Origin of the sequence: Porcipelethomonas ammoniilytica, from assembly GCF_025567485.1 — a bacterium.
Lineage (GTDB): Bacteria > Bacillota > Clostridia > Oscillospirales > Ruminococcaceae > Porcipelethomonas > Porcipelethomonas ammoniilytica.
This window is the reverse complement of record NZ_JAOQKH010000036.1, coordinates 1-6,132: the sequence shown is the minus strand read 5'-3', so window position 1 is coordinate 6,132 and position 6,132 is coordinate 1. Positions and strand designations below refer to the sequence as shown.

The 6,132-nt window shown below is 31.3% G+C and carries 10 protein-coding genes; 1 reads left to right on the top strand and 9 read right to left on the bottom strand.

Features of this window, described 5'->3' with window-relative positions; translation table 11 throughout:
• Nucleotides 1–67: 67 nt before the first annotated feature.
• The 4 genes from OCV67_RS12590 to OCV67_RS12575 all read right to left on the bottom strand — a co-directional run bounded on the left by OCV67_RS12590 (nucleotide 68) and on the right by OCV67_RS12575 (nucleotide 2,887).
• Nucleotides 68–505, bottom strand: coding sequence for a hypothetical protein (locus OCV67_RS12590; RefSeq protein WP_147644294.1), 438 nt, complete (start codon nucleotides 503–505; stop codon nucleotides 68–70).
• Nucleotides 506–587: 82 nt separating this feature from the next.
• Entirely contained in the window at nucleotides 588–1,514 is a 927-nt protein-coding gene (locus OCV67_RS12585) for a ParB N-terminal domain-containing protein (protein ID WP_147644293.1), read from the bottom strand.
• A gap of 1 nt (nucleotide 1,515) precedes the next feature.
• Nucleotides 1,516–2,292: a ParA family protein gene (locus OCV67_RS12580; protein WP_262644633.1), complete on the bottom strand. Its 777-nt coding sequence runs from the start codon at nucleotides 2,290–2,292 to the stop codon at nucleotides 1,516–1,518.
• 127 nt (nucleotides 2,293–2,419) lie between these two features.
• Entirely contained in the window at nucleotides 2,420–2,887 is a 468-nt protein-coding gene (locus OCV67_RS12575; RefSeq protein WP_147644292.1) for a hypothetical protein, read from the bottom strand.
• A 194-nt stretch (nucleotides 2,888–3,081) separates the two neighbouring features.
• Here OCV67_RS12575 and OCV67_RS12570 point away from each other — a divergent pair, with 194 nt between their 5' ends.
• Nucleotides 3,082–3,282 carry an antitoxin gene (locus tag OCV67_RS12570; protein WP_147644291.1) on the top strand — a complete coding sequence of 67 codons (201 nt, stop codon included), beginning with the start codon at nucleotides 3,082–3,084 and terminating at the stop codon, nucleotides 3,280–3,282.
• Nucleotides 3,283–3,721: 439 nt separating this feature from the next.
• Here OCV67_RS12570 and OCV67_RS12565 read toward each other — a convergent pair whose 3' ends face one another.
• The 5 genes from OCV67_RS12565 to OCV67_RS12545 all read right to left on the bottom strand — a co-directional run bounded on the left by OCV67_RS12565 (nucleotide 3,722) and on the right by OCV67_RS12545 (nucleotide 6,047).
• Entirely contained in the window at nucleotides 3,722–4,438 is a 717-nt protein-coding gene (locus OCV67_RS12565; protein WP_147644290.1) for a hypothetical protein, read from the bottom strand.
• A gap of 398 nt (nucleotides 4,439–4,836) precedes the next feature.
• A complete protein-coding gene (locus OCV67_RS12560; RefSeq protein ID WP_147644289.1) occupies nucleotides 4,837–5,214 on the bottom strand; it encodes a hypothetical protein in 378 nt (125 codons plus the stop codon).
• Between the two features lie 11 nt (nucleotides 5,215–5,225).
• Nucleotides 5,226–5,408, bottom strand: a complete 183-nt coding sequence (locus OCV67_RS12555) for a hypothetical protein (protein ID WP_147644288.1) — start codon at nucleotides 5,406–5,408, stop codon at nucleotides 5,226–5,228.
• 68 nt (nucleotides 5,409–5,476) lie between these two features.
• Nucleotides 5,477–5,623: a hypothetical protein gene (locus tag OCV67_RS12550; RefSeq protein WP_178085154.1), complete on the bottom strand. Its 147-nt coding sequence runs from the start codon at nucleotides 5,621–5,623 to the stop codon at nucleotides 5,477–5,479.
• A gap of 40 nt (nucleotides 5,624–5,663) precedes the next feature.
• On the bottom strand, nucleotides 5,664–6,047 hold the full coding sequence (locus OCV67_RS12545) for a single-stranded DNA-binding protein (RefSeq protein WP_147644287.1): 384 nt from the start codon (nucleotides 6,045–6,047) through the stop codon (nucleotides 5,664–5,666).
• Nucleotides 6,048–6,132: the final 85 nt, after the last annotated feature.

Sequence of the window (6,132 nt, the reverse complement as noted above, 5' to 3'; positions counted from 1 at the left end):
ATCTCTTTATATATATTATATCATATATGTTTTGTTTTGTCAATATAAACCATACATTTTTTACCATTTATTTTCTGTGATTCAGAAAGTCCTTTACTACTTCTTCAATTAAATATTCACATCTGAATCCCATATCTTCTTCAAGATTTTCTCCGCATCGATCAACTACGTATCTGATACATTCTTCATCACTTTTAACAGTCAAAGGTCTGTCTTCATCATCTTCGTCTTCAAAGAAATAATCTTCAATTGTTTCTTCAATATAACTTGCCCATTCCTCTGAAAATCTTTCAATTGCAGACGATTCAACTTCCCTGTCCTTCCATTTTATAGTCTTGTATTTATCCATGTTAGCTTCATCTTCGGTTTTCTCTCGGTTAAAAGACACCATATCTTCAAGCATTTCTGATAAATATTCCTCTAAGGATAAATCCAGTTCATATGCTTCCTGTTTCAGGATCGCTAATTTATCCGGATCAAATTCAAGCCAAAAACAATCTGTCATTATCTTTTTCCTTTCTCATTCGCCATTGGCGAATTTTTTATTATTATACTATTTATTACCATAAACTGTCAAGTTTATAAATTTATTCTTCAAGCATCGGAGGACTAAAATAATTTTCTAATGCTTTTTCAATTATCATCAATACTTTTTCCGGTTCAGTATCTTCATCAAAATACTTTAAGTAGAATTCAGAAGGCAGCTTTAAAGACTTCATTTCTGATTTTTTTGCTTTATAGTCCCCTATAAGCAATTCCGTCATTTTGCTTTTTGATAATTTTTCACAATTTTTATACACTTCTCTTAGCTGTTTGGCTTTCCTGATATCCATCTTTATAAGCATTCCGTTAGCAGGACTTTTTATAATACTGTATAAAAGCTTTTGTCCCTCTTCCGGAATATATGAAAGCTCCACTGCCGCTCTGACTGCAAGCTGCTTTGAATCTATCCACGGTTTAAGTTCCGGTATAAGCTTGTCAACTCTCAGCAGTCGTGCTACCGAATCCTTTTTCATACCGTATTCCTCACCTGTTATATCAAGCTTGCTTTTGGATGGCTCATTACCGTCTAGCCTTTCTAATTCCTCATTTATGGCACGACTCTTTTCCACGCTGAACATTTTTGAGTGCCGCATTGCCAGTACTGCCGCCTGTTCTGATATTTTCAAATCGTCAAATCCACGCTGTCTGAGATTTGTTTCTATCATGTACATCTCTGCTTCATCATCTGATAGACGTTCTTTGATCACTGCCGGAACTGTTTCAAGTCCTGCAAGTTTTGCTGCATTTGTACGGTTATGACCGGAGAGAATCTCATAATTCTCTCCGCAGGGCTGTACTATTATAGGAATCAGTATACCGTTTTTCTTAACGCTTTCAACCATATCCTCCAGACGTTCTCCGGAGTACAATTGAAATTTATGGTCATGATAAGGAACCAAACTGCTTATCGGAATATTTTTTATCTGATTTTCCTGTGACATCATTGTGCCGATATCAAATGTTGCAAGCATTTTAACACCTCGTCATAATTTCTTCTGCAAGCGCCTTGTATTCTTTTCCAAGCTTGCTTTTGTTAAGGCACAAGCTTCTGTTTCTTTCCGAACTGTTTGCGGCTTCTACAGATTTATGTATTGCAGTTTTATACAAAAGGTCTTTATAGTTTGTGTCAAGCATTTCAAGGGTATTTCTGCTCATTTTTGTATTTTCTGCCATTGTAGCAATTATTCCGGAAACTTCAAGATTTTTATTGATTGTCTCCTTAACCTGTTCACAAATGTTGATAAGACTTCCCAGTCCTTCATATGCAAACTTTTGAGTTTGGACGGGAATAATAACATTATCCGAAGCAGTCAAGGCATTGACTAACAAAATTCCCAATGATGGCAGACAGTCTATAAGTACATAATCATAGTCGGTCAGATTTTCATTTGTAAGGATACGCTTCATAACTGTTTCTCTGGACAGTGCATTCATCAGGTAACTTTCAGCATTTGCAAGGTTGATATCTGAGGGAATATAACTAATTCTGTTTGCTTCTGATACTCTTACACAGCTTTCAAAATCTTCCTTACTGACTTTCATTCCCTTTGCAATACTAAGCATCATGTGACTGATCGTAGGATTTTCATCGCCCTCAAATCCAAGATAGCTTGAAAGATTTGCTTGAGGATCGAGGTCTATAAGCAGAACCTTAAACCCCTTTAACGCAAGCGCTGTACCCAGATTCAGCGTTGTGGTAGTTTTTCCTACCCCTCCTTTTTGGTTTGCTATTGATATTATTTTTCTCATGATTTTTGGTCCTTTCTTTAATTCGCCATTGGCGAATTTGTCTTTTGCGTACATGAAATGTATTTCTAAGCCTAAAATGATTGCCTTATCAGCAGTTATTCACAAAATCTGCAACATCATTTTCAACTCAATACCATTCTTTAGCGCTCATTATATGATACCATACACCTAAAAGCTCAAATCTCAGATAAGGCTTTGAACGATCTTTTTCACAAGTCTTGAAGCTGATGCCTTTTTCATAAACGTAGCGGTGAAGCCTGCGTAGAATGCCTCCTTTTTCATCCAGAACAAAAACTTCCTGCCCTATATCGGTAAAAAACTCGTCGCTATTACTGAGCTGTTTACTGTAGTTGACCTCGTATACAAAATCAATTGATTTAGGAACAAGTGTTTTTCTGTTATCAAGTCCCCACGCATTAAAAAAGTTTATGATCGCTTCACTAAACAGTTTCTTATGCTTGTCAGATAAATGCCTATATCCTGAAATTTGATTAACGTCAACTTCGTGTATTTCCTGAAGCTGTTTCAGATTGCGTAGCTTATAATCCATTAATCCCAGTTCCTCGTATTTTCTTTCAAGACGTACTCTATTCATTTTCTCTCCTCCATTCAGTTCGCCATTGGCGAATTTGTCTTTTGCGTTTTTCCATATTTAAATTATAGCATACTTGTGTAAGTATTGTCTATTGATTTTTTCACCAATCTTTTATATAATTATTTATGCATTTTGCCACTTGTGTAAGTACGCTAAATATTATATAATTAATTTAAAAATATTGGAGGTACTTTATGGGAGGTAAAACATCGACTGCAAGTAAAAATAAGTATAATGCTAAAGCATATGATAGATTAAATGTAGTAGTAAAAAAAGGTATGAAACCATTAATTAAAGAACTTGCAGAAAATATGGATATGTCTACTAATGCTCTGATTATTTATGCCCTTGAAAAAGTAGCACAAGAAAATAATTTCGATTTAACTGTCAAATAAAAGTTTTCTCTTTCCCCAGAAACTATTCGCCAATGGCGAATTTTAAACTTGACATTTTCAGCAGATGTGGTATAATATATATGAAAAAGGTGACTGCGATAAGCGGTTCTCCCAAAATGTTGATGTTAAAGAAACACCGCTACATTTGGTCGATGGGGCGGTGTTTCTTAATTTATATGTAAGAAACCTTTACTTTTTCTTGTGGAATACAAGATAGCAAAGAGAGATAACTTGTGTGAGCATTGTAACGAATTGAAACAATTCAGAAAATGTCATCATAGCTATCACCTCCCTTACGGGAGAAACCGCCTACCGTTATGCAGTCACCATATATTGATTATAGCATATACGGTCATATTTTGTCAATTATGGAAGCCTTTTACAGGCTTCTTTTTTATTCGCCATTGGCGAATTTTTTTGAAGGGGACAGTGTTTTTCTTTAATAATTATTCTTTTCAATTTCTTTTTTTATAAGTTCTATACTTATGTCAATTCCATCATTATATTTATTTATCCAATAGCCCTTAATTTCACACAAAAGAGTTGCTAAAATATTCGTGATTAGAAATGGAGTTAATATAATGCTTAAAATAATTTCTCCAACTTGTTTATATGTGTAACTCAAACCGTACATCATATATGGTTCAATATCTCGGTCTGGAAGACATAGGATTATAAGATCTTTAAAATAAACTAAAATCCCGAAAAATGTAGCTAAAATCAAATTAGTAATTTTTGCAACTTCATTATTAACTATAAGACTTAAAATTAACCATGTAATAAGAGTAGAAAATATTATTATCATAGTATCCATTGTACTATTAATGTTTTGAAGGCTTACTTCTAATATTTCTCTAGATGCAAACATTATGGAAAAAGATAAAAAAAACTCAATAAAAAATCCATACTTTAAAAATCCTCTTAATGATGTAAATGTGGTATTTATAATACTTAAACCATTAATAAGAAGATAAATACATGAAATGAATAAAAAGCAATATGTTAAAAATATGCTTCTTGTAAATGCAATAAGGAAAATAAATATAGCCATTATTATGTTTAAATAATTAATAATTTCTTTTATAATATACAATTTTTTATATAAGTAAATATGTACTTTAAGCTGACAGTCAAAACATTTTTTTAAAAAAATCACTATTAATCACCCTATAACAAACAAATTATAAGAATGAATGGAATTAATAAATAGAATATTTTTTTTGAATCTGATATTATTTTTACAATATTTAAATAAATAAGGAAAAATGTAGTTGTCAATTTTATATAAATAGCATTATATAAAACACAACTATTAAATATTATTATTAAACCTTCAAACAGCACAATATACATGTCATACTGAGTTTTTATTTTTTTCATTTCAGCAATACTTTTACGATGATTATAAATACGTAAAATACAGTATATAGTCGATATGATAAAAATAACTGTCATTATTGTAAAAATATAATGTGTGTTTATAATTCCATTTGTAAACATTCTTGCACCTCCATTATATAGCAATATTATAAATTTGTCAATTTTTGTGATTTTTTATAATTCTGCGATAAATTCTGCAAATAACAAATTAACACCAGACATCTCAGCCAAACAAATACATCTCCAATATAATAATATCATAAGAATAATTAATAATATATTTTTTATAATATCTAATATTGCTATGGTCTTTACGGAATAATCCCCCAATTTAATTTCAACCATAAAAATATACATCAAAGAAAATGCAAATATTATTGTCATTGCTAAAAAGTTATTGCTTAATATTAAAGATGTAGGAGTAAATAATATAAAAGTGTGTTTATTGAAATCTTTATAACCAGAATAGTCACGTTTACTTCTTTTACGTCTATATAAATATAGAATACTAAAAATGACAAAAAAGCAATATATAACGCTTATTATAAGCATTTTTATCTCCTTTAATTTTCTTTATTTTTACTTGCATGATTTTTTAACCATATAAAAATTTTATCATATATTTTTATCAAAATTATAATCCAAATATCTACGCACCCTGATACCAGTAATATTTTAAATATCTCTTTTACTCTTGAATCAGCATTATAAAACATCAGCAGAATTTCCTTTATTTCTTCATACATATATATATCCTTTCACATTCGCTATTGACGAATTGAAATTAATTATTGAAATATTATAGCTTTTATTTTTAGTTCTCTTTATTTTCATTCTTTTTTAACCATTGAGATATTTTATTATGTATCACGTATAATATAGCAACACAACTGACAACACCACCAACAACACAACCTGAAACAACAATTGCTTTTAATATATATTTTATTAATTCATACATAAATAGTCCTTTCCAATTCGCCAATGGCGAATTTTATAAATTAAAACGGTTCTTCATCTGTCAGCATTTCATATTCTGAAAGTTCCTCTGGAAGATCCTGTTGCACAGGTGAAGCTGTAGGCTTATTCGGTTTATCCCCTCCAAAGTAAACATGATTTGCTTCAACCTGCATTCCGTAATGTTTTATGTTTTCCTTTTCGTAATTATTGTTTTTCAATCTTCCCTGTACAATTATAAACTTTCCTTTGGTGAAATTACGTGATACAAATTCTGCTGTTTGTCTCCATGCTATCACTGAAATAAATTGTGCTGCTCTCTTTCCGTTTTTGTCCGGAATATCTTCCTCTACTGCTACCGTAAATTTGCACACTGAAATATTATTCGGCGTCTGTCCTAAATCCGGATCGGCAGTCAGACGTCCCATTTGGTGCTATACTAAAAAAGTGGACAGCAAAAAGCGAAAGATGGTATAATAATAAAAAAAGGAGAGAAACACATGGAAAACACCA

Coding starts and splice junctions, on each gene's coding strand:
- OCV67_RS12555 (WP_147644288.1), bottom strand. CDS start 5,408: ATGTATGAAGAAATAAAGGAAATTCTGCTGATGTTTTATAATGCTGAT.
- OCV67_RS12550 (WP_178085154.1), bottom strand. CDS start 5,623: ATGTATGAATTAATAAAATATATATTAAAAGCAATTGTTGTTTCAGGT.
- OCV67_RS12560 (WP_147644289.1), bottom strand. CDS start 5,214: ATGCTTATAATAAGCGTTATATATTGCTTTTTTGTCATTTTTAGTATT.
- OCV67_RS12585 (WP_147644293.1), bottom strand. CDS start 1,514: ATGCTTGCAACATTTGATATCGGCACAATGATGTCACAGGAAAATCAG.
- OCV67_RS12590 (WP_147644294.1), bottom strand. CDS start 505: ATGACAGATTGTTTTTGGCTTGAATTTGATCCGGATAAATTAGCGATC.
- OCV67_RS12545 (WP_147644287.1), bottom strand. CDS start 6,047: ATGGGACGTCTGACTGCCGATCCGGATTTAGGACAGACGCCGAATAAT.
- OCV67_RS12575 (WP_147644292.1), bottom strand. CDS start 2,887: ATGAATAGAGTACGTCTTGAAAGAAAATACGAGGAACTGGGATTAATG.
- OCV67_RS12580 (WP_262644633.1), bottom strand. CDS start 2,292: ATGAGAAAAATAATATCAATAGCAAACCAAAAAGGAGGGGTAGGAAAA.
- OCV67_RS12570 (WP_147644291.1), top strand. CDS start 3,082: ATGGGAGGTAAAACATCGACTGCAAGTAAAAATAAGTATAATGCTAAA.